The 26,192-nt window shown below is 56.7% G+C and carries 21 protein-coding genes, 2 tRNA genes, 3 rRNA genes and 1 other annotated feature; of the genes, 4 read left to right on the top strand and 22 right to left on the bottom strand.

Translation table 11 applies throughout. The features are described 5' to 3' along the window. The 20 genes from CLM71_RS04230 to rluD all read right to left on the bottom strand — a co-directional run bounded on the left by CLM71_RS04230 (position 1) and on the right by rluD (position 20,345). Positions 1-570, bottom strand: coding sequence for a DUF3261 domain-containing protein (locus CLM71_RS04230; RefSeq protein ID WP_105229891.1), 570 nt, complete (start codon positions 568-570; stop codon positions 1-3). Further along, a complete protein-coding gene (locus tag CLM71_RS04225) occupies positions 570-2,870 on the bottom strand; it encodes an MMPL family transporter (RefSeq protein ID WP_105229890.1) in 2,301 nt (766 codons plus the stop codon). The genes CLM71_RS04230 and CLM71_RS04225 overlap by 1 nt, the downstream gene beginning before the upstream one ends. Continuing rightward, complete coding sequence (locus CLM71_RS04220) at positions 2,860-3,465, bottom strand: outer membrane lipoprotein carrier protein LolA (protein WP_105229889.1); 606 nt, start codon at positions 3,463-3,465, stop codon at positions 2,860-2,862. Before CLM71_RS04220 ends, CLM71_RS04225 begins: the two co-directional genes overlap by 11 nt. After that, complete coding sequence (locus tag CLM71_RS04215) at positions 3,462-3,890, bottom strand: thioesterase family protein (protein ID WP_105229888.1); 429 nt, start codon at positions 3,888-3,890, stop codon at positions 3,462-3,464. The genes CLM71_RS04220 and CLM71_RS04215 overlap by 4 nt, the downstream gene beginning before the upstream one ends. Continuing rightward, the gene (locus CLM71_RS04210) at positions 3,887-5,605 is read right to left on the bottom strand and encodes a glycosyltransferase (RefSeq protein ID WP_105229887.1); all 1,719 of its coding nucleotides are present in this window, start codon (positions 5,603-5,605) and stop codon (positions 3,887-3,889) included. The genes CLM71_RS04215 and CLM71_RS04210 overlap by 4 nt, the downstream gene beginning before the upstream one ends. Continuing rightward, positions 5,596-5,940, bottom strand: coding sequence for a 3-hydroxyacyl-ACP dehydratase FabZ family protein (locus CLM71_RS04205; protein WP_105229886.1), 345 nt, complete (start codon positions 5,938-5,940; stop codon positions 5,596-5,598). The genes CLM71_RS04210 and CLM71_RS04205 overlap by 10 nt, the downstream gene beginning before the upstream one ends. After that, a complete protein-coding gene (locus CLM71_RS04200) occupies positions 5,937-7,304 on the bottom strand; it encodes an AMP-binding protein (RefSeq protein ID WP_105229885.1) in 1,368 nt (455 codons plus the stop codon). The genes CLM71_RS04205 and CLM71_RS04200 overlap by 4 nt, the downstream gene beginning before the upstream one ends. Beyond that, positions 7,271-7,849 carry a hypothetical protein gene (locus CLM71_RS04195; RefSeq protein WP_105229884.1) on the bottom strand — a complete coding sequence of 193 codons (579 nt, stop codon included), beginning with the start codon at positions 7,847-7,849 and terminating at the stop codon, positions 7,271-7,273. Before CLM71_RS04195 ends, CLM71_RS04200 begins: the two co-directional genes overlap by 34 nt. A gap of 15 nt (positions 7,850-7,864) precedes the next feature. Beyond that, on the bottom strand, positions 7,865-8,116 hold the full coding sequence (locus CLM71_RS04190) for an acyl carrier protein (RefSeq protein WP_105229883.1): 252 nt from the start codon (positions 8,114-8,116) through the stop codon (positions 7,865-7,867). A 9-nt stretch (positions 8,117-8,125) separates the two neighbouring features. Continuing rightward, positions 8,126-8,386 carry a phosphopantetheine-binding protein gene (locus CLM71_RS04185; protein ID WP_105229882.1) on the bottom strand — a complete coding sequence of 87 codons (261 nt, stop codon included), beginning with the start codon at positions 8,384-8,386 and terminating at the stop codon, positions 8,126-8,128. Positions 8,387-8,390: 4 nt separating this feature from the next. After that, a complete protein-coding gene (locus tag CLM71_RS04180; RefSeq protein WP_105233217.1) occupies positions 8,391-9,200 on the bottom strand; it encodes a 1-acyl-sn-glycerol-3-phosphate acyltransferase in 810 nt (269 codons plus the stop codon). Further along, positions 9,193-9,900, bottom strand: coding sequence for a beta-ketoacyl synthase chain length factor (locus tag CLM71_RS04175; RefSeq protein WP_105229881.1), 708 nt, complete (start codon positions 9,898-9,900; stop codon positions 9,193-9,195). The genes CLM71_RS04180 and CLM71_RS04175 overlap by 8 nt, the downstream gene beginning before the upstream one ends. A 310-nt stretch (positions 9,901-10,210) precedes the next feature. Next, positions 10,211-10,287, bottom strand: a tRNA-Asp gene (locus tag CLM71_RS04170). A gap of 91 nt (positions 10,288-10,378) precedes the next feature. Continuing rightward, a 5S ribosomal RNA gene (gene rrf, locus CLM71_RS04165) occupies positions 10,379-10,494 on the bottom strand. A 106-nt stretch (positions 10,495-10,600) separates the two neighbouring features. Beyond that, positions 10,601-13,508: ribosomal RNA gene (locus CLM71_RS04160) — 23S ribosomal RNA — on the bottom strand. Between the two features lie 221 nt (positions 13,509-13,729). Next, positions 13,730-13,805, bottom strand: a tRNA-Glu gene (locus CLM71_RS04155). A gap of 87 nt (positions 13,806-13,892) precedes the next feature. Then, positions 13,893-15,434: ribosomal RNA gene (locus CLM71_RS04150) — 16S ribosomal RNA — on the bottom strand. Together the 16S, 23S and 5S rRNA genes with 2 tRNA genes alongside form the textbook arrangement of a ribosomal RNA operon. 499 nt (positions 15,435-15,933) lie before the next feature. After that, the gene (clpB, locus tag CLM71_RS04145; protein WP_105229880.1) at positions 15,934-18,507 is read right to left on the bottom strand and encodes an ATP-dependent chaperone ClpB; all 2,574 of its coding nucleotides are present in this window, start codon (positions 18,505-18,507) and stop codon (positions 15,934-15,936) included. 129 nt (positions 18,508-18,636) lie between these two features. Beyond that, positions 18,637-19,368 carry a purine nucleoside phosphorylase YfiH gene (gene yfiH, locus CLM71_RS04140; protein ID WP_105229879.1) on the bottom strand — a complete coding sequence of 244 codons (732 nt, stop codon included), beginning with the start codon at positions 19,366-19,368 and terminating at the stop codon, positions 18,637-18,639. Beyond that, positions 19,368-20,345, bottom strand: coding sequence for a 23S rRNA pseudouridine(1911/1915/1917) synthase RluD (gene rluD, locus CLM71_RS04135; protein ID WP_105229878.1), 978 nt, complete (start codon positions 20,343-20,345; stop codon positions 19,368-19,370). The genes yfiH and rluD overlap by 1 nt, the downstream gene beginning before the upstream one ends. Positions 20,346-20,476: 131 nt before the next feature. On the opposite strand from rluD, the gene bamD reads away from it, so the two are divergent. The 4 genes from bamD (at position 20,477) to pheA (ending at position 23,302) form a co-directional block, all read left to right on the top strand. After that, positions 20,477-21,208, top strand: coding sequence for an outer membrane protein assembly factor BamD (gene bamD, locus CLM71_RS04125; protein WP_015671036.1), 732 nt, complete (start codon positions 20,477-20,479; stop codon positions 21,206-21,208). A 311-nt stretch (positions 21,209-21,519) separates the two neighbouring features. Then, entirely contained in the window at positions 21,520-21,864 is a 345-nt protein-coding gene (raiA, locus tag CLM71_RS04120; RefSeq protein ID WP_105229877.1) for a ribosome-associated translation inhibitor RaiA, read from the top strand. A gap of 121 nt (positions 21,865-21,985) precedes the next feature. Next, positions 21,986-22,112 (top strand) — a sequence feature (Phe leader region). Next, positions 21,987-22,034: a pheA operon leader peptide PheL gene (gene pheL, locus CLM71_RS04115; protein WP_102024999.1), complete on the top strand. Its 48-nt coding sequence runs from the start codon at positions 21,987-21,989 to the stop codon at positions 22,032-22,034. Its footprint overlaps the feature before it by 48 nt. Positions 22,113-22,144: 32 nt before the next feature. Further along, positions 22,145-23,302 carry a bifunctional chorismate mutase/prephenate dehydratase gene (gene pheA / locus CLM71_RS04110; protein ID WP_105229876.1) on the top strand — a complete coding sequence of 386 codons (1,158 nt, stop codon included), beginning with the start codon at positions 22,145-22,147 and terminating at the stop codon, positions 23,300-23,302. Between the two features lie 219 nt (positions 23,303-23,521). On the opposite strand, the gene tyrA is transcribed toward pheA, so the two are convergent. Together tyrA and CLM71_RS04100 are read right to left on the bottom strand one after the other, a co-directional pair. Continuing rightward, on the bottom strand, positions 23,522-24,643 hold the full coding sequence (gene tyrA / locus CLM71_RS04105) for a bifunctional chorismate mutase/prephenate dehydrogenase (protein ID WP_105229875.1): 1,122 nt from the start codon (positions 24,641-24,643) through the stop codon (positions 23,522-23,524). Positions 24,644-24,649: 6 nt separating this feature from the next. Further along, positions 24,650-25,723, bottom strand: a complete 1,074-nt coding sequence (locus CLM71_RS04100; protein WP_105229874.1) for a 3-deoxy-7-phosphoheptulonate synthase — start codon at positions 25,721-25,723, stop codon at positions 24,650-24,652. Positions 25,724-26,192 lie beyond the last annotated feature (469 nt).

Genomic DNA, 26,192 nt, shown 5'->3' with positions numbered 1-26,192 from the left:
TTATTCATCCAGATTCTCAATGGCGATCCGGTAGTGGAACGCCGACTGACTGATGGATACCGGCTGGCGGCGCGCACTCGTCTGGTAGCGGATCTCACTGATCAGCGCTCCGCGATCGTCATACAGACGACGGCGATCGCCGCGATCCTCCAGCCGCCAGCCCGTCGGCAGTTGAGCCTGCCACTGCGCCTGCGGCCAGTAGCTCAGCATAATATCCGCCAGCACCTGGGCGGCCGGCGGCAGCTCACCCAGCTTGATAAACTGCTGACTGCGGATACCCTGTTCATCATAAACCAGATTAAACAGACGAATACCCAGCGGCGACATGCCCACCAGCGTCAGACGCTGACCGTCGGCGTTCAACAGCACCATCATCGTGTGCCGTTGTCCTTTTACCTGCGCGTTCAGCAACTGCTGTTGGCTGAACGGCTGCGCCAACGTCGGCGGCGGCAGGGCAACCCGTGTGCCGGGCTTCAGCCAGGCGCTGGGCGCATCGGGCGCGGAAGATGAACCGGCACAGCCGGTCAGCAACGCGCCAAGCAGCACGATCGGGAGCAATAGGCCGCGCATCAGACATTACCTCTTAACGTTTTTCTCAGGGTCAGCGGCGCCAGCAAAAACGCCACCGCAATGCCGCCGCTCAGGACGATGCCAAAACTGGCGATCGCCTGCGTATGGCTGAATACCAGCATGCCGAAGGTCAGCTGCGTGGTGAACACCGCCATAAAAATGGCAAACATCGAGGTGGTCGGCGTCCCGCGCGGATTGGTGAAAAACAGCGTGTAGTTGATACCAATCCCCAGCACCAGCACCAGCGCCAGCAGCGAAAACAGATTCAGCGTATGGCCGCTCAGCGCCAGCGCCGCAATGCCGCCGCCCAGCGACAGCAGGGTCGGCACCATGCAGCGCAGCGCGTGGCGGATGCCGAAGCGCCACAGATAGATAGCCGCAATCGCCGCCACCGAGAGCATCAGCAGGTAGGACAGATACAGCCGGTAGTGGCCAAACAGTTCGCTGAACTCCGTTTTGCGGTCGATCCAGCCGCCGCCCGGCACCTGCTGCGCCAGCTTCAGCATCGCGGCGCTGTCCTGCACGCCGCTGACGGGAACCAGCGCCGCGCTGCGACCGTCCGGCAGCGACAGCCATAATAGCCGCCACCCTTCGCTGACCACGCTGGTTAACCATTGCTCCGGCTTCACCCAGCGCGCCTGCAGATCGGGCTGAACGACCGCGACGCCGGCCTGCTGCAGCTGCGCCGTCACCTGCGGGGCCACGTGCGCCAGCAGCGCCGCGTCTGCATGCTGCTGACGCAGAGAAGGCAGCGGCAGCAGGCGATAATCACCCAGCAGCCCCTGCCGCTGCGCCTGCTGCAGTTTAGGCCGCAACATTTCCAGCCGCTGCAGCGTCTGCTGCGCATTCTGCCCGTATATCACCAGCCATTTCTGATCGTTATGCTGCCCGGTCAAGGCGGCGATCTGCCGTTCTTGCTGCTGCAGCCCGGCGGGCAGCGACTGCAGCTGACCAATATCATCGTCAACACGCAGTTGACTGATGCCCACGACCACCACCACGGCGATCGCTCCGGGCAGACCAAAACGCAGCAGCGGCCGACGCCAGGCCCGCAGCCAGCGCATTATCAGCGTCAGCCCCGGCGCGCTGCGCACCGGCAGACGCCGTGACAGCTGCGGGTACCAGCAGATCACCGTCATGCACGCCGCGCTCAGTCCCACGGCGGCGAACACCGCCAATTGCTGTAAGCCCGGGAACGGGGCGATTAACAGCGCCAGATAGGCCACCACCGTCGTCAGCAGCGCCATCGACAGCGCCGGCAGCAGCTTACGCAGGCTCTGCAACGGCGTCGACTGCCGGCCATGCACCATGCGCTCACTGAGGAAATACAGCGTATAGTCGGCAGAAATGCCGACGATGCTGATGCTCAGCACCAGCGTCATCAGATGAACTTCGCCGAACGCCAGCAAGGTGGCGACCGTTCCCGCCAGCGCGCCGACGCCGATCGACAGCGCACACAGCAGCAACGGCAGCGGCGAGCGGAACATCAGCAGCACCAGCAGAAATACGCCGGCTACAGAGGCCAGTCCGATGGTGGAAATATCGTGCTCAGCCTGCTGGCTGGCATAATCGCTGTAATACAGCGCGCCGCGCTTTAACACCTCACTGCCCGGAAAACGCTGCTGCAGCTGCTGTTGTAGTCCGTTCAACGTCTCTACCATCTGCCGCGCGCTGCGCATATCGTAAGAAGAAGCGCGTAATTCGCCATGCAGCAGGTACCAGCTGCGCCCCTGCCGATCCTGCGCCGTCAGCCAGCCGTCCTGCAGACGCAGCGCGCCGCCGTTTTGCTGCTGCGCCAGCTGCGCGCCCCGCACCAACAGCAGCGGATCGTGCGTCAGTTCCTTGCCGCTGACCCCGGCGAACGCCGAATAGAGCTGGCCGAGGATCCATTGGCTTTGCGCCTCCGCGCCCTGCTGCAAGCGCTGGCGGGTGGCGTCATCCAGCAACGCGTTGCGGTGCTGATAAAAGAACTGCCCCCACTGCTGCTGACGCCCGGCATCCAGCGGGCCGGCGACCTGCTGCAGCGCCGGCTGCGCCTGCAACTGCTGATACCACCAGGTCACCGCGGCGTCATCCTGCCCCGGCGCCGGGCTGACCAGCCACATCAGCTGGCGATCCAAACGCTGGCTGAAACCGTCCGCTAGCGCCTTCGGCACCTGGGACGGCGAGGCGTGCGGCAACAGCGCCAGCACGCTGCTGTTAATCTGGCTGCGCGGCGCCAGTACGCACAGCGCCGCGATCAGCGACAGGCAAACCACCAGCCAGCCATAAGCCAGGCGGCGGTGAATATTAGGGCGCAAAACGTTGCAGCTCCTCGGCGGTCAGCGTCGCCGGCACGGTACGCTGATTAAAGAAGCGAATATGGGTGGCGTCGTTTTGTTTATCATCGATATCGATGGTGTTCAGGAATTGGGCGCCGTTGAGCGTGATGCGGGTAAACAGCTTGTCCAGCGGCGTGGTTTTCGGCGTCAGCACCAGGCGCCAGTTTTCATCACCCCGATCGCTGAACTGCAGGGTAAAGTTTTGCTCCAACGCCTGACCGTCCGCATGAAACAGCGCGCTCAGCAGATGGTTGAACTGAAACATCTGCGGGTTATTTTCCGCCGTTATCACCTGCGGCGCCTGCCCGCCCACGGTTTGCACCATGCGCTTGTCATCCAGCAACAGCGTCAGCGGGAAGGGGCGCTGCTGCGCCCACCACAGCCCTTTCTGCTGGGAGATCAGCAACTCGCCGCCTGAGTGCAGCGGCTTGGCCATGCCGCTGATGCTGCGCTGTTGCTCAAATTCGGCGCGCAGCACCGCCTGCTGGCTGAAGCGCTGTTGCAGCTGCGGCAGCGTGACGGCCTGCGCCCCCACGGCAAACAGGCACAGCGTCAGCAAGAGCCACTTTTTCATCGCTTACCCTCCAGTTTGTCCAACAGCACCTGCGGCGCAGCAAAGCACATCTCCTGGCTGCTCGCCTCCACCGCCACCTGAATGGTGTAACCGCTGGTAGTACGCTGGCCGCTTTCCGCATCCAGGATCTGATAGCCGATACGCAGGCGATTCTCATACTCCTGCAGCATCGCGCAGACAATCACCCGCTGTTCAAAACGCAGCGGCGCGATATATTTCACCCGCGTATCCACGATCGGCCAGATATAGCCGGAAGCCTGCATCTGCCGATAGCCATAGTCGAACTGTTTCAGCAGCGCTTCGCGCGCCACTTCAAAGTAGCGAAAATAGTTGCCGTGCCAGACTACGCCCATCGCATCAACGTCGTGGAACGGCACGGTCATCTCCACCCGTACGGAAAAACGCGGATCGTCTTGCAGATTCATACCTCAGGCTCCTGTCGTGCAGGCGGCGTGGCCGCCAAGTGCCAGAAATCGAAAAAATTAAACCAGTCGAGCGGCGCCTGCAGGCAATAGTGCTCCAGCCGAGCCGCATAGCGATCCACCGCCTGCTGCAGCGCCCGCTGCCGATCGCCGCGCGGCAGAGGCAGCGGGTCGGCGAAGGGTTCAAAGTAGACCCGCAGCTCGCCCTGCTGTTTAAGGCCGAACATCAGAAAGACCGGGCAGCGCAGCGCCGCGGCCAGCACGAACGGCCCCTGGGGAAAAGGCGCCGCCTGGCCGAGAAAGTCGCTCCAGACTACGCGCGGCTGTTCGCCGCGCTGGTACTGTCCGGCGGAGGTGCGGTCGCCGACGATGGCCACCCATTCGCCGGCGTTCAGCTTATCCATCAGCCGCATGGCCGTTTCCGGTCCCAGTGAGGAAACCTGGATCAGGTTCAGGTTGGCGCGCGGATTTACCTCTTGCATCACCTGGTTAAAGCGTTCGGCGTGTTCGGTAAACACCAGCGCATTGACCTTGACCGCATCGCCCAATTCGCCCAACGCGCGGCACGATTCGATATCGCCAAGGTGCGATGCCAGAATCAGCGTGCCTTTGCCCGAGTCGATCTGCTGCCGACAACGCTGGCGATCCATCAGCCGGATTCCCTGCAGATCGCCCTGCCAGCTGGCCAGCTTATCCAGCATGGCATCGCCAAAACGCATAAAGTGGCGAAAGCTGTTCAGCGGCTGCGGTAACGGCTGTTGACGCTGCTGCGCAAAACGCCGCAGGCGCTGTAAATAATCGCGCGATGCCCGGCGCTGCGCGCGTCCGGTCAGCCAGAAATAGCCGGCCACCGGATACAGCAGCAGCTGAAACGCCCGGCGGCCGAACAGCTTGTACACCCTGAGCATCAGGCGAATGCCCCACAGCCCCTGGCGCTCACGCGCCGCCGACCAGTGCTGCGGTTCCGCCTGCCGCCGGCGCTGGCGTAATAAACGCGGAATGCGCGGCAGCATGCCGATAAACAACCGGGTATGCATCCAGGAAATACGCAGGTTGTCACGCAGCGCGTCGAAGTGGGAAATGCCGCCCGCCGGATAGATCACGCGGGTCGGTAAAAAGCGGCTGGGTACGCCGCGCCAATACAGGCGCACCATCACTTCGGTATCGAAATCCATGCGCTGCCCCAGCCGGCGGCTGTTCAGCAACGCCAGCGTTTCTGCCAGCGGATAGACGCGAAAGCCGCACATGCTGTCCTGCAGAGAAAAGGAGAGCGTTTCCAGCCATACCCAAAAGTGGGTGATATAGCGGCCATACAGTCGCGCCTTCGGTACCGATTCATCGTATACCGGGCGGCCGGAGATCAGCGTATGCGGATAACGGCGGGCCTCATCCAGCATGGCTGGAATATCGCTTAATTGATGCTGGCCGTCGGCGTCCAGCTGCAGCGCATGGCTGAAGCCACGCTGCTGTGCCAGTTGCAGGCCGGCGCTTACCGCGCCGCCTTTACCGCGGTTTTGTTCCAGCCGCTGCAGCGTCATCCACGGCCACTGCGCCGCCAGACGCTGTAATTCCGTCGCCGTCTCGGCATCGCTGCCGTCGTCAATCACCAGGCACGGCAGTTGATAGGCCGCCAGTTGCTCCAGGACACCGGCCATCATCGCGCCGTGATTAAAACAGGGGACGATCAGGCAGGGCAGAAACTCACGATTTAGCGGCATAGTGCAATCTTCCCGCTGCTGGCGATAACCTCACCGACGCGATAGCTGAACAGCAGTTTCTGCCGGGCCGGCTGCCACTCCAGCAACAGCGTCACCGTCTCCAGCGGCAGAATCGGCCGCTGAAACTTCAGCACTTCCATACCGCAGAAATCACCGTCAATCGGCAACAGCGCGGCGGCGAACTGCATCGCCCAGTTAACCTGCGCCACGCCGGGCAAGATAGGGTGCCGGGGGAAATGACCGCGAAACCACGACAGCTCTGCGGGCAGCCGCATCGTCACCGTGGCGTGGGTCGTATCCGTTGTCTGCTGTTGCAGCACCTCGGGATGCATCATAAAAAGAGTTCCTGTAATTCAGCGTAGGCGCGTTTCCCCTGCGGATTGCGCGGGATCGCCGTGACAATCCGCCAGCTGCGCGGCAGCGCCACCGGCTCCAGCCACGGGCGCAACGCCTGATGTAAACGCCGGGTGAACAGACCTTCCGACAGCGTCTGCCGTTCGGCGCGGCCCTGTGCCGACAGGACAATCACCGCCCCCAGGCTGATGCGCCCTTTACGCCGTAACGGCAATACCGCCGCATCGCTGACGGCCGGCAGCGCCCGCAAGCGTCGTTCCACTTCAGTCAGCGACAGGCGCTTTTCTTCGATTTTAATAATGCGGTCGCTGCGCCCCTGCAGGTGAAAATAACGCGTATCCGCCGCCGGTTGCAAAATATCATTCAGCGACAGCGGCGCATCCAGCAGCGGTGAGTCAATCTGCGGCAGCCCCTGCGCATCAACCTGCAGGGTGACGCCGTCAAACAGGCGCCACGCCGTCTCTGGCTGATGCTGCTGCCGCCAGCCGATAATGCCGGTTTCCGTCGCACCATAAATCTCCAGCGGTAACGTCCCCAGCAGATGCTGCGCGCGCTGCGCCTCTGCGAACGGCAACGGGCCGCCGGCGGAGAACACCAGCGCGCAATCCAGCGGGCTTAACGCAGCGTCCAGCCGTGTTAGCCAGGCCGGGCTGCTGATAAACAGCAGTTGCCCCACCTGACGTTTGGCAATCAGTTGTTCATGATATTCCGTAAGTTGCGCATCGAACGGCACGCCGCAGGCCATCGGCATAAAAAGCCGGAAGCTCAGGCCATATAAATGCTGATGAGAAACGGAGGCCGCGATCCAGCGCCCCTGAAACTGCGGCAACCAGCGGGCCGCCAGTAGCGCGCATTCTTCATCCAGCGCCGCAACCGGCTTATGTACCTTCTGCGGCTCCCCCGTCGAACCGGAGGTATAGAGAACCAGGCTGGCGGCATCCGGCCAGTCCGGCAACGCGGCGCTGCCTGCGGCGCCTTCTTCGACCGTCAGCCTCGGTACGCCAAGCATCAGCGGCAAATCACTCAACAACGCATCAAAATCCGCGCGCTGCTCTTGCAAAATGGCTTCTCGCTGATGGCCGAAGATAATCGGCACTTTGCCGCAGTACAGCGACGCTAACAACGCGACCGTAAAACGGTAGCAGTCATCGAAGCAGAGCGCCCAACGCTTTTCCCTATGCGCGTTAAGCTCGCGATACAGACCGGCGACATCGCGACGCAGCTGAGCCAGCGTTATCCGCAGCTCACCGCGCCAGGCGACCACGGTATCAGGCGCTCGCTCCTGCGCCAACCAGCGGCTCATCGGCAAGGTCAGCGGCGTTTTACCCTTTGTCTCGCGATCCATTCTCCCCCCATCAGGGCGCCCATCAGCAGGTAACTGATCCCGCCGTTGTATAACGTCCATAGCTTGATATCCCCCAGTTGGCAGGTGATTAATGCTATTGAGGCGTTGACAATAAAGAACCCGCACCAAACCTGGGTGACCCGGCGCGTATAAGCCACGCCCGCGGCAGACAGCGCCGGTTCGCGCAGACGCGCCAACCGCTCGACCACCGTCGGGGGAAACCACAAGGAATAAGCGAATAACGCCAGCAACAGCAGGCTGACCAACACCGGGTAGTACAGCAGCCAGTGGGATTGCCCCAGCAACCAACTGCTCACGGCCAGCACGATGCCCACCAGAGCCAACATTTTCGCCAGACCGCCATGCTGACGCCATCCGCCGCGCAGCGACAGCAGGCGCAGGGTGAAGAGTAAAGCCAGCAATGGCGCCAGCAGGTGCGTCCCCCAGCGGCTGACGCCAAACCATACCGCAAACGGATACAGCACCAGCAGCAGCCAGGTCAACGCCTGTAACAGCGTTCGACTATGCGCCAGCCAGCGTCTCACCGTGCGCCACCTGTATCAGTTTCCAGGGTTAAGCAATTGATCGATAGCATCGACCACGTCTTGTACCGTACGCACCGATTTGAACATTTCCGGTTTGATCTTCTCACCGGTGATCTTTTGCAGATGCACCACCAGGTCTACGGCGTCGATGCTGTCCAGATCCAGCTCGTCATACAGGCCGGACTGCGGCGTAATATCCTGGGCATCAAGCTCAAACAGCTTCGCCATCAGCGTCTGAACCTCTACAAAAATCTGCTGCTTATCCATGAAAACCCCTTATTTGCTACGCTGTGCGGAAACAAACGCGGCCAACGTTTCCACAGAATAAAAATGCTGACGCATATCGTCGCTTTCGGCCGACAGCACAACGCCATAGCGGTTTTTCAACGCCAGCCCCAATTCCAACGCATCAATGGAATCCAGTCCTAATCCTTCGCCGAACAAAGGCGCCTGTGTGTCAATCTCATCCGGCGTCATGCCTTCAAGATTGAGCGAATCAATAATCAATTGCTTGATTTCGGTGCTCAATAAATGCATTCCACTATTTCTCATTATTTATAGAATCTGACTGTAAGGCGTCAGTTAAATGCTGGGTTAAACGTCTTGCTGCGCGGGCAGGAGAAACATCGTCCTCGCGCATAAAAGTGCGCGTATCGATCTTATCCAGAACAGTTACGCGAAACTGCGGTTTTGTCGCCGGGATATTATACCATTTGCCCTGTTTCGTCAGCATTGGCGGCTCGCAGTGGATCTGCACCAGTCGGATGGGACATTGGCTGCGAATCGCGATATTCGCCGCACCGCGCTGCAGCGTCAGCATGGTTCCCGGCGTGGTGCGCGTCCCCTCCGGGAAGATGAGAATCGTGCCGCCGCTGGCCAGACGTTGCCGGCACTGCTCCAGTAAACGCTCAGATTCGGCATTCGCCAGATAACCGGCCGCCTTAATCACGCCGCGCACGAATACATTGCGCAAAAGCGCCTGTTTAACGATGCAGTCGCAGCGCGGCATGCGCGAAGCCAGTAGCACATAGTCCAATAGGCTGGGATGATTGGCGATCACCAGACAGCCGGCATCCTCTTGCAGACGTTCTTCATGCTCGAAAGCATAATCGAGTACGCCGAAAAAACGGCAGGCGGCCAGAAAAACGCGAAAGCTGTGGCGGATAGAATCCTGAGTTAGCTGATGACGCCGGGCCGAATCACGCACCAGCAGGCGCAGCAGATTGAACCAAACGCAGGAGAGCAGCAGGCCGCCGACGCCAAACAGGGCGAATAATCCGCCGGTCGCAACCACGCGCCAGCTGCGGTTCAGCCACGATGAGGGTGGCGTGGGGTTAGCTTTCCTAGCCATCATACGTCCAGCGCCAATCGTGTCGCGGACCCGGCACGATAAACTCTGTTTGCCCGCTTAACCAGTGGCGCAGGAAGGATAAACTTTGTGGTAAAGACTCAGCGGCCGCTTGCCTGGCGACCGGCACGCATTGTAATGACTCCCCCGCCGCCAACAGCAGCGCCAGCGCATAGGGGCGAGCGGTTAACGTGACAAAAGGCTGGTAGTCCTCAGGCAGCGCACCGTCAAAATCCACCAACAAAACCCGTTCCGCCGCGCCGCTGGCCAATATCCCCTGCGCTTCCAGTATTCCCTGTTGAAAACTGTCTTCGCCAGCGGCCAGAGAGGTAGTGGGTAAGGTATTTTTAGCAATGATGGTTAACCAGCCTGCGGCGGTATTATGCACCGACATGGCAAAATCGGTCGGCGACAGCGGTTGTTGCTGGTTCAGGTGCTGCAGGATCTTATGGGTGCGCTCCAGCTCGCCGTGGCGGCTGGTAAAGATGGCCATATCCACAGCCTGCTGCTCCAACAATGTCAGACCACATTCGACGGCCAAGCGTGTGCCTGCGCTCATGCGTCGTAAAGACATCATGGGAATATGTGGGCAAGGAGGCAAAGTCTGCGTGGTTATCTCGCCATGTGGCTGTCTGGCCCACTGACGCCAGCTATCTGCAGTTTCACGCCCGTCGGCCAACGCCCACCAATTGAGTATCTTCATGCGACCCGCTTGTCACCAGAATATATCGTGCATAAATTTATGATATTTACCCCCGGATAACATGGCTAAAAGTCTGATTTTATAGCCTGCATTTATTTTAGTGAAAATAAATTTTATTTATTAGTCAGTTAACTATATATCAACCTGCCAGTGTCGCATTGTGCTAACGCATTAAAGCCGAACGAGACAGGAATAAAATAGGCTGATAACCGCAGCATTCTTTCCAGGGTAAGGTACTAAGAGTTTTATTAGGTGTGATTTTTGCACATGAAAAAGCCCTGAGTCAGAGACTCAGGGCTTATCAATAAAGTGGCGGAACGGACGGGGCTCGAACCCGCGACCCCCTGCGTGACAGGCAGGTATTCTAACCAACTGAACTACCGCTCCACCGATTCTGTTACGTTGCTTTTTTCAAAGCAGCAAGGCTTCTTCTGAGCCTTGCAATTATCAGACGTCACTCTGATAACGTTTATTTGATGCCTGGCAGTGTCCTACTCTCGCATGGGGAGACCCCACACTACCATCGGCGCTACGGCGTTTCACTTCTGAGTTCGGCATGGGGTCAGGTGGGACCACCGCGCTATTGCCGCCAGGCAAATTCTGTTTCAATCAACCCGCAACGTTTCCACGCCGCCAGTCAATCCAATCTCGGAACTTCACTGAAAATCAAATCGCGTCTCTAAAACACCTTCGGTGTTGTAAGGTTAAGCCTCACGGTTCATTAGTACTGGTTAGCTCAATGCATCGCTGCACTTACACACCCAGCCTATCAACGTCTTAGTCTTAAACGTTCCTTCAGGGGCCTTAAAGGCCCAGGGAAGACTCATCTTGAGGCAAGTTTCGCGCTTAGATGCTTTCAGCGCTTATCTTTTCCGCACTTAGCTACCGGGCAATGCCATTGGCATGACAACCCGAACACCAGTGGTGCGTTCACTCCGGTCCTCTCGTACTAGGAGCAACCCCTCTCAATCTTCCAACGCCCACGGCAGATAGGGACCGAACTGTCTCACGACGTTCTAAACCCAGCTCGCGTACCACTTTAAATGGCGAACAGCCATACCCTTGGGACCTACTTCAGCCCCAGGATGTGATGAGCCGACATCGAGGTGCCAAACACCGCCGTCGATATGAACTCTTGGGCGGTATCAGCCTGTTATCCCCGGAGTACCTTTTATCCGTTGAGCGATGGCCCTTCCATTCAGAACCACCGGATCACTAAGACCTGCTTTCGCACCTGCTCGAGCCGTCACTCTCGCAGTCAAGCTAGCTTATGCCTTTGCACTAACCTCACGATGTCCGACCGTGATTAGCTAACCTTCGTGCTCCTCCGTTACTCTTTGGGAGGAGACCGCCCCAGTCAAACTACCCACCAGACACTGTCCTCACCCCCGATTAGGGGGCCGAGTTAGAACATCAAACATTAAAGGGTGGTATTTCAAGGTTGGCTCCATGCAGACTGGCGTCCACACTTCAAAGCCTCCCACCTATCCTACACATCAAGGCTCAATGTTCAGTGTCAAGCTATAGTAAAGGTTCACGGGGTCTTTCCGTCTTGCCGCGGGTACACTGCATCTTCACAGCGAGTTCAATTTCACTGAGTCTCGGGTGGAGACAGCCTGGCCATCATTACGCCATTCGTGCAGGTCGGAACTTACCCGACAAGGAATTTCGCTACCTTAGGACCGTTATAGTTACGGCCGCCGTTTACCGGGGCTTCGATCAAGAGCTTCTGGTTACCCATAACCCCATCAATTAACCTTCCGGCACCGGGCAGGCGTCACACCGTATACGTCCACTTTCGTGTTTGCACAGTGCTGTGTTTTTATTAAACAGTTGCAGCCAGCTGGTATCTGCGACTGGCTTCAGCTCCATCCGCAAGGGACTTCACCTACGCGCCAGCGTGCCTTCTCCCGAAGTTACGGCACCATTTTGCCTAGTTCCTTCACCCGAGTTCTCTCAAGCGCCTGGGTATTCTCTACCTGACCACCTGTGTCGGTTTGGGGTACGATTTCGTGTTACCTGGAGCTTAGAGGCTTTTCCTGGAAGCTTGGCATCAACTACTTCTGCACCGTAGTGCATCGTCATCACGCCTCAGGGTTGACAAGCAACCGGATTTACCAGGTCACTCCCCCTACACGCTTAAACCGAGACAACCGTCGCTCGGCTAGCCTAGCCTTCTCCGTCCCCCCTTCGCAGTAACACCAAGTACAGGAATATTAACCTGTTTCCCATCGACTACGCTTTTCAGCCTCGCCTTAGGGGTCGACTCACCCTGCCCCGATTAACGTTGGACAGGAACCCTTGGTCTTCCGGCGTGCGGGTTTTTCACCCGCATTATCGTTACTTATGTCAGCATTCGCACTTCTGATACCTCCAGCATGCCTCGCAGCACACCTTCAACGGCTTACAGAACGCTCCCCTACCCAACAACACCTAAGTGTCGCTGCCGCAGCTTCGGTGCATGGTTTAGCCCCGTTACATCTTCCGCGCAGGCCGACTCGACCAGTGAGCTATTACGCTTTCTTTAAATGATGGCTGCTTCTAAGCCAACATCCTGGCTGTCTGTGCCTTCCCACATCGTTTCCCACTTAACCATGACTTTGGGACCTTAGCTGGCGGTCTGGGTTGTTTCCCTCTTCACGACGGACGTTAGCACCCGCCGTGTGTCTCCCGTGATAACATTCTTCGGTATTCGGAGTTTGCATCGGTTTGGTAAGCCGGGATGGCCCCCTAGCCGAAACAGTGCTCTACCCCCGAAGATGAGTTCACGAGGCGCTACCTAAATAGCTTTCGGGGAGAACCAGCTATCTCCCGGTTTGATTGGCCTTTCACCCCCAGCCACAAGTCATCCGCTAATTTTTCAACATTAGTCGGTTCGGTCCTCCAGTTAGTGTTACCCAACCTTCAACCTGCCCATGGCTAGATCACCGGGTTTCGGGTCTATACCTTGCAACTAGACGCCCAGTTAAGACTCGGTTTCCCTACGGCTCCCCTATTCGGTTAACCTTGCTACAAAATATAAGTCGCTGACCCATTATACAAAAGGTACGCAGTCACACCACGAAGGTGCTCCCACTGCTTGTACGTACACGGTTTCAGGTTCTATTTCACTCCCCTCGCCGGGGTTCTTTTCGCCTTTCCCTCACGGTACTGGTTCACTATCGGTCAGTCAGGAGTATTTAGCCTTGGAGGATGGTCCCCCCATATTCAGACAGGATAACACGTGTCCCGCCCTACTCATCGAACTCACGACCTGTGCATCTTCGTGTACGGGACTATCACCCTTTACTGTGCGACTTTCCAGACGCTTCCACTGACACACAAGCCGATTCAGGTTCTGGGCTCTTCCCCGTTCGCTCGCCGCTACTGGGGGAATCTCGGTTGATTTCTTTTCCTCGGGGTACTTAGATGTTTCAGTTCCCCCGGTTCGCCTCATGCCACTATGTATTCATGACATGATAGTGTGTCGAAACACACTGGGTTTCCCCATTCGGGTATCGTCGGTTGTAACGGTTCATATCACCTTACCGACGCTTTTCGCAGATTAGCACGCCCTTCATCGCCTCTGACTGCCTAGGCATCCACCGTGTACGCTTAGTCACTTAACCTCACAACCCGAAGGTGTCTTTCGACATCGTCGCGTTGCTACATTTGAGAGACTCTATGACAGGTTACTCCTCATCCCGAACGTCTACGGGGGACAAGTTTCAGCTGCCATGTTTCAATTTTCAGCTTGTTCCAGATTGTTAAAGAGCAAATATCTCAAACATGACTCGCAAGCCAGTTTTGAGATATCGTTTGATACCGTCTTTCACCCGATATCAGCAAGTGGCGTCCCCTAGGGGATTCGAACCCCTGTTACCGCCGTGAAAGGGCGGTGTCCTAGGCCTCTAGACGAAGGGGACACGATATATGTCGGCTTCGCAGACGCTTTGCTCGTTCTTTTCATCAGACAATCTGTGTGGACACTGCACAGTCAGGATATCTTTAGGTAAGGAGGTGATCCAACCGCAGGTTCCCCTACGGTTACCTTGTTACGACTTCACCCCAGTCATGAATCACAAAGTGGTAAGCGCCCTCCCGAAGGTTAAGCTACCTACTTCTTTTGCAACCCACTCCCATGGTGTGACGGGCGGTGTGTACAAGGCCCGGGAACGTATTCACCGTAGCATTCTGATCTACGATTACTAGCGATTCCGACTTCATGGAGTCGAGTTGCAGACTCCAATCCGGACTACGACGTACTTTATGAGGTCCGCTTGCCTTCGCAGGTTCGCTTCTCTTTGTATACGCCATTGTAGCACGTGTGTAGCCCTACTCGTAAGGGCCATGATGACTTGACGTCATCCCCACCTTCCTCCAGTTTATCACTGGCAGTCTCCTTTGAGTTCCCGGCCGAACCGCTGGCAACAAAGGATAAGGGTTGCGCTCGTTGCGGGACTTAACCCAACATTTCACAACACGAGCTGACGACAGCCATGCAGCACCTGTCTCAGAGTTCCCGAAGGCACCAAAGCATCTCTGCTAAGTTCTCTGGATGTCAAGAGTAGGTAAGGTTCTTCGCGTTGCATCGAATTAAACCACATGCTCCACCGCTTGTGCGGGCCCCCGTCAATTCATTTGAGTTTTAACCTTGCGGCCGTACTCCCCAGGCGGTCGATTTAACGCGTTAGCTCCGGAAGCCACGCCTCAAGGGCACAGCCTCCAAATCGACATCGTTTACGGCGTGGACTACCAGGGTATCTAATCCTGTTTGCTCCCCACGCTTTCGCACCTGAGCGTCAGTCTTCGTCCAGGGGGCCGCCTTCGCCACCGGTATTCCTCCAGATCTCTACGCATTTCACCGCTACACCTGGAATTCTACCCCCCTCTACGAGACTCTAGTCTGCCAGTTTCAAATGCAGTTCCCAAGTTAAGCTCGGGGATTTCACATCTGACTTAACAAACCGCCTGCGTGCGCTTTACGCCCAGTAATTCCGATTAACGCTTGCACCCTCCGTATTACCGCGGCTGCTGGCACGGAGTTAGCCGGTGCTTCTTCTGCGAGTAACGTCAATGTAATGCCGTATTAAGACACTACCCTTCCTCCTCGCTGAAAGTGCTTTACAACCCGAAGGCCTTCTTCACACACGCGGCATGGCTGCATCAGGCTTGCGCCCATTGTGCAATATTCCCCACTGCTGCCTCCCGTAGGAGTCTGGACCGTGTCTCAGTTCCAGTGTGGCTGGTCATCCTCTCAGACCAGCTAGGGATCGTCGCCTAGGTGAGCCGTTACCCCACCTACTAGCTAATCCCATCTGGGCACATCCGATGGTGTGAGGCCCGAAGGTCCCCCACTTTGGTCCGAAGACGTTATGCGGTATTAGCCACCGTTTCCAGTGGTTATCCCCCTCCATCGGGCAGTTTCCCAGACATTACTCACCCGTCCGCCGCTCGCCGGCAAAGTAGCAAGCTACTTTCCGCTGCCGCTCGACTTGCATGTGTTAGGCCTGCCGCCAGCGTTCAATCTGAGCCATGATCAAACTCTTCAATTAAAAGCTTGATTCGCTAAGTTAATAGCTGTTGCTCAAAGATTTACTGCATGAATTTTACTTCAGTTAGTCACTCTTCAAGACTTGATATTTTTTTGCATCCGAAGATGCTGGATATCGTCTTGTGAGTGCCCACACAGATTGTCTGATAAATTGTTAAAGAGCATCGCCGGAGATAATTCTCATCGGCGCGGGCTGCGTATACTACGCTTTTCGCCCGGAGAGTCAAGCGTTTATTTCGCTTTCTTCTCGCTAACCCGGCAGCTTGTCAGTCGTTGTTCCCGGTCAGTGGAGGCGCATTATAGGGAGTTCTCAGAACGCCGCAACCCCTAATTTCAAAAAAAATGCCAACCGCACAAAAAACACCCGATATTGTCATTTTAGGATATTTATTAGGCAAAAAAGGGACTTTTTTGCCCCTCTTCAGTGACAACCCCGACAAAACCGCCAAAAAGAAAAGGAGCGGTTACCCGCTCCTCTTTATAGATACCACTCACGCCCTTTACTGTTTGGCGACAATATGGTCGTTTTCCACGTCCAGCGTCACCGGTTTGCCGGGCACCAGCTCACCGGAAAGGATTTGCTGCGCCAGCGGATTCTCAATCTCCTGCTGGATAGCGCGTTTCAACGGACGTGCGCCATAGACAGGGTCGTAACCGGTCTTGCCAAGCAGCTCCAACGCCGGCTCGGTGATGGTGACTTCGTAACCGCGCTCTTCCAGACGTTGATACAGACGATCCAACTGAATCTTGGCGATAGCGGCTATGTGTTTTTGCCCCAGCGGGTGGAATACCACAACCTCATCTATACGGTTGATGAATTCAGGACGGAAGTGATGCCCCACCATTTCCATCACCGATTCTTTCATCTGCGCATAGTTCATCTGGCCAAAGTGTTCCTGAATCAAATCAGAACCCAGGTTAGAGGTCATGATCACCACGGTATTACGGAAGTCGACGGTACGCCCCTGACCATCCGTCAGGCGACCATCATCCAGCACCTGCAGCAGAATATTGAACACGTCCGGGTGCGCCTTTTCCACTTCATCCAACAGGATGACGGAATAAGGACGACGGCGGACGGCTTCCGTCAGGTAGCCCCCTTCTTCATAACCAACATAGCCCGGAGGCGCACCCACCAGCCGAGAGACCGAGTGTTTCTCCATAAACTCGGACATATCGATACGCACCATCGCGTCGTCGCTGTCGAACAGGAACGATGCCAACGCTTTACACAGTTCGGTTTTACCCACCCCGGTCGGGCCGAGGAACAGGAAGGAACCGATCGGCCGGTTCGGGTCAGACAGGCCGGCACGGCTGCGGCGAATCGCATTGGATACCGCGCTGACCGCTTCATCCTGACCAATCACCCGTGAATGCAGCTCTTGCTCCAAACGCAGCAGCTTATCGCGCTCGCCTTCCAGCATGCGCGCCACCGGAATACCGGTCGCTTTGGCCAACACCTCGGCGATTTCCGCATCCGTCACGCGGTTACGCAGCAGCTTCATGGTCTTGCCTTCAGCCTGCGTTGCCGCCGCCAGCTGTTTTTCCAAATCAGGGATCTTGCCGTATTGCAGTTCGGACATCCGGCCCAGGTCGCCGACGCGACGCGCCTGTTCCAGCGAGATCTTCGCCTGCTCCAGCTCAGCCTTGATATTCTGCGTGCCGGAGAGGGAGGCTTTTTCCGCTTTCCACTCTTCTTCCAGTTCAGAATATTCACGCTCTTTCTGTTCCAGTTCGGTGCTGAGCATTTCCAGCCGTTTCTTACTGGCGTCGTCCGACTCTTTATTCAGCGCCTGCTGCTCCAGCTTCAGCTGGATAATGCGGCGCTCCAGACGGTCGAGCGATTCCGGTTTGGAATCCATCTGCATACGGATGCTGGAAGCGGCTTCATCGATCAGGTCGATGGCCTTGTCCGGCAACTGGCGGTCAGAAATATAGCGGTGCGACAACGTTGCCGCGGCCACGATCGCTGGGTCGGTAATCTGTACGTGGTGGTGCAGTTCATAGCGCTCTTTCAAGCCACGCAGGATCGCAATGGTGTCTTCCACGCTCGGTTCCGCCACAAAGACTTTCTGGAAACGACGTTCGAGCGCCGCATCCTTCTCTATATACTGACGGTATTCGTCCAGCGTCGTGGCCCCAACGCAGTGGAGCTCACCGCGCGCCAGCGCCGGCTTCAGCATATTACCGGCGTCCATCGCGCCGTCGGCCTTACCGGCCCCGACCATGGTGTGCAGTTCATCAATAAACAGAATGACGCTGCCTTCCTGTTTGGCGAGATCGTTCAGTACGCCTTTTAAGCGCTCTTCAAACTCGCCGCGATATTTGGCGCCGGCAATCAGCGCGCCCATATCCAACGACAGCACGCGTTTGTTCTTCAGACCTTCCGGCACTTCACCGTTCACAATACGTTGCGCCAGCCCTTCGACGATCGCGGTTTTACCCACGCCTGGCTCACCAATCAGCACCGGGTTGTTTTTGGTACGGCGCTGCAGCACCTGGATGGTGCGGCGGATTTCCTCGTCACGGCCGATTACCGGGTCAAGCTTGCCCTGTTCAGCGCGTTCGGTAAGGTCAATAGTGTATTTTTTCAATGCCTGACGCTGATCTTCAGCCCCTTGGTCTTCCACGCTGTCACCACCCCGCATTTGGTCAATTGCCTTGCTGATTTTGTCGCCCGTTGCGCCGGCGGCTTTCAGCAGTTCGGTCAGGGTGCCGCGATCTTCCAGCACCGCCAGAACGAATAATTCGGAAGAGATAAATTTGTCGGCGCGCTTCTGCGCCAGTTTGTCGCACAGGTTCAGTACACGCACCAGTTCATGGGACGGCTGTACGTCACCACCGGTACCTTCAACCTGCGGCAGGCGCGATAGTGCCTGTTCGATGTCAACACGCACGCGACCGGCATCAATACCGGCGGACGTTAATAAAGGACGAACCGAGCCCCCTTCCTGATTGAGCAGCGCGCTCATCAGATGTAACGGTTCGATAAATTGATTGTCGTGCCCAAGGGCGAGAGACTGGGCATCGGCGAGGGCCAGCTGGAATTTGTTGGTAAGACGATCCAGACGCATAACACCTCCAATATGGTCAAAATTGCTACTGGAGATTAAATGAGGTCATTCCTCAAATTTTCAAGGTTATTTCGACACTATATTATCGGTACTACGTTATGCGTCAGTGGATCGTCCTAATTCAATAGGTTATATCAGCCAGATTAAACTTGCCAGACGTCCGGTTATGCCATCGCGCCGATAGGAAAAGAAATCGCTCTTTTCGCTAACGGTACAGCGGTCACCGCCGTAAACGGCGTTGATGCCGGCGCGTTGCAGTCGCTGGCGCGCCAACAGATAAATATCGGCAAGATATTTCTCCCCGAATGGGGTAAAGGCCCGCTCGGCAAGCGCATCCGCAGCGATAAACGCCGTCCGCACCTCAGCACCGACCTCAAACTGCCGCGGGCCGATCGCCGGCCCCAGCCAGGCGCTGATCTCGCCCGGCTCGGCATAAAACTCGGCGATCGTCTGCTCCAGCACGCCATGGCACAACCCGCGCCAGCCGGCATGGGCGGCGGCCACTTCGTCGCCGCGACGGGAGCAAAACAGCACCGGCAGACAATCCGCCGTCATCACCGCACACACCTGCCCCGGCTCACGGGTATACACCGCATCGGCCTGCAGATCGTCCGGCGTCTGCCCGTTAAGGCGTACCACCCGCGTACCATGCACCTGGTCCAGCCAGTGCGGCATCTGCGGCAGGCCGACGACGCTCACCAGGCATTCCCGGTTTTGCTGTACCGACTGTGGCCGGTCGCCGACGTGCATGCCGAGATTCAGGGAATCATAAGGCGGCAGGCTGACTCCGCCCCGGCGGGTGGTGCTGCAGGCCTGAACGCCTTGCGGCAACGGCCAGTCGGGCAGAATCAACGTCTCCATCACCAATCCATCTGGTCTTTAAATTCTTCGGTATCCGCTTTCAGCGCGTCGATAAGGTCGACCATATCCTGCGGCAGCGGCGCATGCCACTCCATCTGGATGCCGCTGATCGGATGATACAAACGCAGCATGGTGGCATGCAGCGCCTGACGGTCAAAACCGCGCAGGGTATGGATAAACGCGTCCGATGCGCCTTTAGGCGGACGCGGACGGCCGCCGTACAGCGGATCGCCTACCAGCGGGTGGCTGATATGCGCCATATGTACGCGAATCTGGTGCGTACGCCCGGTTTCCAGCCGCAACCGCAGCCGCGTATGCGCGCGGAAGTGCTCCATAATGCGGTAATGGGTTACCGCCGGTTTCCCCATCGGATGCACCGCCATGTGGGTACGTTTGGTGGAGTGGCGCGCAATCGGCTCCTCCACCGTACCGCCGGCGGTCATGGTGCCAATCGCCACCGCTTCATACTCGCGGGTAATATCACGCGCCTGCAGCGCTTCCACCAGGCGCGTCTGCGCCGGCACGGTTTTGGCGACCACCATCAGGCCGGTGGTGTCTTTATCCAGACGGTGCACAATGCCGGCGCGCGGTACGTCAACAATCTCGGGATAGTGGTACAGCAAGGCGTTAAGCACCGTGCCGTCCGGGTTGCCTGCCCCCGGGTGCACCACCAGATCGCGCGGCTTGTTGATCACCAGAATATCCCCGTCTTCATAGACGATATCCAGCGGGATGTTCTGCGGCTCCCAACGCGCTTCTTCTTCAATCTGCGCATCAATGGCGACCGTCTCTCCTCCCAGCACCTTCTCTTTCGGTTTGTTTATCGTTTTGCCGTCGACCTGCACCCGATCTTCCAAAATCCACTCTTTTATGCGAGATCTTGAATAATCAGGGAACAATTCGGCCAAAGCCTGATCTAAACGTTGTCCGAGTTGAGATTCGGCCACCGTTGCGGTGAGTTGTACTTGTTGTGCCATATGCAGCTTCTTCGTTAACGTTGGGTTTTCACGGCGATGCCGTTTAATATAATGTGCTATTGTAACTGGTCTTTGTCGGGAGCTTAACGGACAGTCTCCCGGAATAACACCCTGAGGATAATCAAAACGTCATGACGCGTATGAAATATCTGGTGGCTGCAGCCACGTTGAGCCTGGCGCTGGCAGGTTGCTCCAGTTCCAAGGATGCGGTTCCCGACAACCCGCCTTCGGAAATCTATGCTAACGCCCAGCAAAAACTGCAGGACGGTAACTTCAAGGGCGCGATTACGCAACTCGAAGCGTTAGACAACCGCTATCCATTCGGGCCTTACTCCCAGCAGGTACAGCTCGATCTGATCTATGCCTACTATAAATCGGCCGATCTGCCGCTGGCGCAGGCGTCTATCGATCGCTTTATCCGCCTTAACCCGACGCACCCGAACATCGACTATGTGATGTATATGCGCGGGCTGACGGATATGGCGCTGGATGACAGCGCGCTGCAGGGCTTCTTCGGGGTCGATCGTTCAGACCGCGATCCGCAGCACGCCCGTGCCGCGTTCCGCGACTTCAGCCAGCTGATTCAGCAGTATCCGAACAGCCAGTATGCGACCGACGCGCAAAAGCGTCTGGTGTACCTGAAGAACCGTCTGTCCAAGTATGAGCTGTCAGTGGCGGAATACTACACTAAACGCGGTGCGTACGTCGCGGTTGTTAATCGCGTCGAGCAGATGATGCGTGAATACCCGGATACCAAAGCGACCCGCGATGCGTTGCCGCTGATGGAAAATGCGTATAAGCAGCTGCAGCTGAACAGCCAGGCGGACAAAGTGGCGAAAATCATCGCCGCCAACCGCGCCTGATGCATCCTGCACAGCAGAAAGACAAAACGGCAGCCCAAGGCTGCCGTTTTTTTGGCGCATTCTTAACGGATGATGACAAATACGCCAGTCAAAACACGGCGTTAGCAAAGAACTTTCACCGGTTAACCTATCGATAATGCGCCATTACGCACCAAGACTCAAGCGCCAGTTAACAGTTTCCGAAAGCAAATCACAGATTGAACTAACTTTGCAAAAAGTGACAAAAAAAGGCGATTTTCGTCGCCCATTTACGCCAAAACGGGGGTATGCTGAATTTATCCAAAGACGGAAAGACAAGAGAGGTAAGTCATATGACAATCAACATTACCAGCAAACAAATGGATATCACCCCCGCAATCCGTAGTCATGTCGAAGACCGTCTCACCAAACTGGATAAATGGCAGGCCCAACTGATTAACCCGCATATCGTGCTGTCCAAAGAGCCGAAAGGGTTTGTGGCCGACGCCACCATCACCACGCCGAATGGCCCGCTGGTTGCCAGCGCCAAACATGAAGACATGTATACCGCCATCAACGAGCTGATCGCCAAGCTGGAACGTCAACTGAACAAGGTGCAGCACAAGGGTGAAGCACGCCGCGCCTACGCCAGCGTGAAAGATATCGTGCCGGAAGCGGCGCCGGAGCAAGAATCCTAATATCAGGCCTGTGCCACATCAAACGCGCCTCCCGGCGCGTTTTTTGTCTGCCGGTTTTTATTGACACAGGGAAAAGCCTGCGGTTACTTTAAAACCTGTTGGCAACAGACTTGGATACCCAAATGCAACGCACACCGTTTTTCTTCGCATTCTTTTTTACCTTCCCCTGATTGGGAGGCGTTTCGTCGTGTGATAAAGAATGCGAAGACGAACAGCAAAGCCTCCTGGAGACAGGGGGCTTTTTTTATGACTATTAGAAAAACATAAGGCACAACTGATTATGACCGATAACCCGTTACTGGTGCTGCGCGAACGCATCAGCGCGCTGGATCTGAAGCTGCTGGCACTGCTGGCAGAGCGCCGTGAGCTGGCACTGGAAGTAGGAAAAAGCAAACTGCACTCTCACCGCCCGATCCGTGATAAAGAACGCGAGCGCGATCTGCTGGATGCGCTGATTGCCGCCGCCAAGCCTTATGACCTTGACGGCTTCTACGTCACCCGCCTGTTCCAGCTGATTATCGAAGACTCGGTGCTGACCCAGCAGGCGCTGCTGCAGCATCAGCTGAACCAAACCAGCCAGCATTCCGCGCGCATCGCCTTCCTTGGTCCTAAAGGCTCCTATTCGCATCTGGCGGCACGCCAGTACGCCGCGCGCCATTTCGACCAGTTAATCGAACACGGCTGCCAGAAATTCCAGGACATCTTCACCCAGGTTGAAACCGGCCAGGCGGACTACGCGGTGCTGCCGATTGAAAATACCAGCTCCGGCTCCATCAACGACGTGTACGATTTGCTGCAGCACACCAGCTTGTCGATCGTCGGCGAACTCACCAATCCGATAGACCATTGCGTACTGACCACCGGCAACGGCACGTTGGATCAGATTGAAACCGTCTACAGCCACCCGCAGCCGTTCCAGCAATGCAGCCAGTTCATCAGCCGTTATCCGCACTGGAAAATCGAATACTGTGAAAGCACCGCCGCGGCGATGGAGCAGGTCGCCAAACTCAATTCACCAACGGCCGCCGCGCTCGGCAGCGAAGCCGGCGGCGCGCTGTATGGCCTGCAGGTGTTAGAACATAACCTGGCCAATCAACAGCAAAATATCACGCGTTTTATCGTGCTGGCGCGCAAGGCCATTGATGTCTCCGAGCAGGTGCCGGCGAAAACCACGCTGATCATGGCGACCGGCCAGCAATCCGGGGCTTTGGTGGAGGCGCTGCTGGTGCTGCGCGAGAACGGCATCATCATGACCAAGCTGGAGTCGCGCCCGATCAACGGTAATCCGTGGGAAGAGATGTTTTATCTTGATGTGCAGGCAAATATCCGCTCAGAGGCGATGCAGAAAGCGCTGCAGGATCTGACGCCAATCACCCGCTCGCTGAAGGTGCTCGGCTGTTACCCCAGCGAAAACGTGGTACCGGTCAATCCTTCCTGATACGCGTAAAAAACCACCTGCTTAGCAGGTGGCATTGATTTCGCCCCAGAGGGGCGTACTAAAAGCCCTACAATTAGTCTCTGCCTGTTCTGAACGATTTAATTCCAAAGACAATAAGGCAAAGCCAAAACCTGTTGCTGACCACCTCCATAGGAGGTGGTGTTCATGCAGGGATAAAAAAGGTCTGGCGAATGCCAGACCTTGTTCTTTCACCAAGATTTAGCGACGGCTGTCGTTCGCCTGACGCAGCAGTGAGCGGCTCTCAACCAGGAAACGCTGGGCGTAATCGCCAAACCAGTGCTCAACCTTGCGGAAACTGTCGATAAACGCCTGTTTATCGCCCTGCTCCAGCAGTTTGATCGCCTCGCCAAACCGGGTGTAGTAGCGTTTAATCAGCTGCAGGTTGTCGCCTGAAGACATAATAATGTCAGCGTACAGCTGCGGATCCTGCGCAAACAGCCGCCCTACCATCGCCAGTTCCAGGCGATAAATCGGTGATGACAGCGCCAGCAACTGCTCCAGTTGCACATTCTCTTCTGCCAGATGTAGTCCGTAAGCAAAGGTGGCGAAGTGACGCAGCGCCTGAATAAACGCCATATTCTGGTCGTGCTCCACCGCGCTGATGCGGTGCAGTCTGGCGCCCCAGACCTGCAGCTGTTCCAGCAGCCACTGGTACGCCTCCGGCTGACGGCCGTCGCAGTACACCACCACCTGCTTGGCTACGCTGCCGACATCCGGCCCGAACATCGGGTGCAATCCCAATACCGGCCCGCTATGCGCCGTCAGCATCGCCTGCAGCGGCGGATTTTTCACCGAGGCCAAATCCACCAGAATACAGTCATCCGGCAGCTTGGGCAGACGGCCAATCACCTGCTCCGTTACGTGGATCGGCACGCTGACGATCACCATCCCGGCATCGCTGAGCAGGCTTTCCGCCTGCGGCCAGTCCTGCTGATCCAGCACGTTGACCTGATAGCCGGACAGCGTCAGCAGGCGGTTGAACAAACGCCCCATCTGCCCGTTACCGCCGATAATCACGATAGGCCGCAGCTGCGGGCACAGCGTTTTAAAGCCTTTGTCGTTTTCGCTGGTGTAGGATTCACGCATCACGCGGCGCAAAATATCCTCAATCAAATCCGGCGGTACGCCGAGCGTTTCCGCCTCCTGCCGGCGTGACGCCAGCATGGCCGCCTCCCGCTCGGGAACATAGACCGGCAAGCCGTAGCGGCTTTTTACTTCTCCCACTTCCGCCACCAGATGCAGGCGCTTTGCCAGCAGATCCAACAGCGCCTTATCCACCTCGTCGATTTGATCGCGTAATGCGGTCAGTTCAGCCACCATAACTTGCTACTCTCCAGTGCGGGCCATCAGCGCGGCGCCCAGTTGCTGATGCATATCACGCAGCAGCGTTTCCGTGCTTTCCCAGTCAATGCAGGCATCGGTCACGGACACGCCGTAGCGCATCTCCGCGCGCGGTTGTTCGGAGGACTGATTGCCTTCATGCAGGTTGCTCTCCAGCATAATGCCGGTAATTGAGCGGTTACCCGCGTTAATCTGCTCAACCACGGAAGCGGCAACCGCAGGCTGACGACGGTAATCTTTATTTGAGTTGCCGTGACTGCAATCTATCATCAGGGACGGGCGGAGTCCCGCATCGCGCATCTGTTTTTCACAGGCGGCGACGTCCTCCGGGCCGTAGTTCGGCGTTTTACCGCCGCGCAAAATCACATGGCCGTCCGGATTACCCTGCGTCTGCAGCAGGCACACCTGTCCGGCCTGATTGATGCCGACAAAGCGGTGCGGCATTGCAGCAGCGCGCATGGCGTTAATGGCCGTACTCAGGCTGCCGTCGGTGCCATTCTTAAAGCCGACCGGCATCGACAGGCCAGAGGCCATTTCACGGTGGGTCTGAGATTCGGTGGTGCGTGCGCCAATCGCCGACCAGCTGAACAGATCGCCCAGGTATTGCGGGCTATTCGGATCCAGCGCTTCGGTCGCCAGCGGTAATCCCATTTCCACCAGATCCAACAGCAGACGACGTGCAATGTGCAAACCGGCTTCAACATCAAACGAACCGTTCATATGGGGATCGTTGATCAGGCCTTTCCAGCCGACGGTGGTTCTCGGTTTCTCAAAATAGACGCGCATAACGATATACAGCCGATCGCTCAAGTCGGCCGCCAGTGCTTGCAAACGACGGGCGTAGTCCAGCGCCGCATCAGGATCATGGATAGAACACGGCCCGCAGACCACCAGCAGACGGGGGTCGCGCCCCTGTAGAATATCGGCGATGGTTTTGCGCGCCGTGGCGATTTGGGCCTCATCCGCCACGCTGAGCGGGAATTGATTCTTCAGTTCTTCCGGCGTAATCAAAACCTGTTCTGCACTGATGTGCACGTTGTTGAGCGCGTCTTTTTGCATGGTGATATGTCCTGTCGTTTGCCGTTATGCATAAATGAAGTAAAACATTGAGCGTTTCGAGGACTACCTTATCACGCATTGTAAAGTTTTCAATCCATTATGTGTAAATAAAAGGTTACCACGCAGGTCAGCATGAAGAAATCAATTAAAAAACCATAAATAACAATAAAATAACCAAACAAAATAAAACAACAAATGACATGACACAAGAATAAAAACACCGCAGTGTAAACAAAACATTACATAATTTCTAAGACCGGCGCCCAGACGGCACTTAAATGCCATAGCCCCGCCAGGCCATTTCAGACAATGTAAAAACACTGGCGCCACAAACAACAACCCGTTGATTTTCAATAATTACACATTATTACACTGATAAAAATCGCGCTATTCCCTTATAAATATTGAGCTATCTCAGGGTTCTGTCTGCGCAATTCATGAATGATGGCAGAAACGGCCAATACCTCTT

Source organism: Serratia sp. MYb239, assembly GCF_002966855.1.
GTDB lineage: Bacteria > Pseudomonadota > Gammaproteobacteria > Enterobacterales > Enterobacteriaceae > Serratia_B > Serratia_B rhizosphaerae.
This window is presented reverse-complemented; position numbering and strand designations above follow the sequence as displayed.

Coding starts and splice junctions, on each gene's coding strand:
- CLM71_RS04230 (WP_105229891.1), bottom strand. CDS start 570: ATGCGCGGCCTATTGCTCCCGATCGTGCTGCTTGGCGCGTTGCTGACC.
- CLM71_RS04220 (WP_105229889.1), bottom strand. CDS start 3,465: ATGAAAAAGTGGCTCTTGCTGACGCTGTGCCTGTTTGCCGTGGGGGCG.
- CLM71_RS04215 (WP_105229888.1), bottom strand. CDS start 3,890: ATGAATCTGCAAGACGATCCGCGTTTTTCCGTACGGGTGGAGATGACC.
- CLM71_RS04210 (WP_105229887.1), bottom strand. CDS start 5,605: ATGCCGCTAAATCGTGAGTTTCTGCCCTGCCTGATCGTCCCCTGTTTT.
- CLM71_RS04205 (WP_105229886.1), bottom strand. CDS start 5,940: ATGATGCATCCCGAGGTGCTGCAACAGCAGACAACGGATACGACCCAC.
- CLM71_RS04200 (WP_105229885.1), bottom strand. CDS start 7,304: ATGGATCGCGAGACAAAGGGTAAAACGCCGCTGACCTTGCCGATGAGC.
- CLM71_RS04190 (WP_105229883.1), bottom strand. CDS start 8,116: ATGGATAAGCAGCAGATTTTTGTAGAGGTTCAGACGCTGATGGCGAAG.
- CLM71_RS04185 (WP_105229882.1), bottom strand. CDS start 8,386: ATGCATTTATTGAGCACCGAAATCAAGCAATTGATTATTGATTCGCTC.
- CLM71_RS04180 (WP_105233217.1), bottom strand. CDS start 9,200: ATGGCTAGGAAAGCTAACCCCACGCCACCCTCATCGTGGCTGAACCGC.
- CLM71_RS04175 (WP_105229881.1), bottom strand. CDS start 9,900: ATGAAGATACTCAATTGGTGGGCGTTGGCCGACGGGCGTGAAACTGCA.
- clpB (WP_105229880.1), bottom strand. CDS start 18,507: ATGCGTCTGGATCGTCTTACCAACAAATTCCAGCTGGCCCTCGCCGAT.
- yfiH (WP_105229879.1), bottom strand. CDS start 19,368: ATGGAGACGTTGATTCTGCCCGACTGGCCGTTGCCGCAAGGCGTTCAG.
- rluD (WP_105229878.1), bottom strand. CDS start 20,345: ATGGCACAACAAGTACAACTCACCGCAACGGTGGCCGAATCTCAACTC.
- bamD (WP_015671036.1), top strand. CDS start 20,477: ATGACGCGTATGAAATATCTGGTGGCTGCAGCCACGTTGAGCCTGGCG.
- raiA (WP_105229877.1), top strand. CDS start 21,520: ATGACAATCAACATTACCAGCAAACAAATGGATATCACCCCCGCAATC.
- pheA (WP_105229876.1), top strand. CDS start 22,145: ATGACCGATAACCCGTTACTGGTGCTGCGCGAACGCATCAGCGCGCTG.
- tyrA (WP_105229875.1), bottom strand. CDS start 24,643: ATGGTGGCTGAACTGACCGCATTACGCGATCAAATCGACGAGGTGGAT.
- CLM71_RS04100 (WP_105229874.1), bottom strand. CDS start 25,723: ATGCAAAAAGACGCGCTCAACAACGTGCACATCAGTGCAGAACAGGTT.